At 44.2% G+C, this 475-nt stretch carries 1 protein-coding gene; it reads right to left on the bottom strand.

Annotated features, from left to right (window positions below; all coding sequences use genetic code 11):
• The coding region (locus A3735_RS09560) for a 7TM diverse intracellular signaling domain-containing protein (RefSeq protein ID WP_156499570.1) at window positions 1–475 on the bottom strand (475 nt) is incomplete at both ends.

Below are 475 nucleotides of genomic sequence, written 5' to 3'. Positions count from 1 at the left end.
GGGCACGACACAAATCCAGCCCAGAGCCGGGAGTTTCCTGGAGCTTGTCTGAGGGAAAATAAGCTGAAAGTAACTTAAGTACAAAGGCAGCATCAAGTACAGTGTGATGTTTTCCATTGACTGTAAAGTCTGCCAATCAAATAAGTTCAGTAAGTAGAGAACACGCTCGTCCATACACAAGCGGCGAATACCTATAGCCAAACAAAAAAGGCTAAAGAACAAGATCTTCTTATCCTGCCTGCGGGACAAGAACATAAACCAACAGAAAATAGCCGTTGCAAGCAGAATGGTGCCTGAAGTCATCGCTTTGAGAACAGGAAGCTCTCTAATTTTATGGACACCACTTTCGTCTGTGAGCGTAGGTGCATGCCAAATACCCCCCCATAAATAGTGATAATTTGAGGTTTTGATAAATAGCTCGACTTCACCATTTTCGGGCCTTAGTTCGTAAACTCGCGGCAGATAATCAGCCTCT

Source organism: Oleiphilus sp. HI0061 (assembly GCF_001635675.1).
Note: the sequence above shows the minus strand (reverse complement) of the source record. Positions and strands in the feature narration are given on the sequence as shown.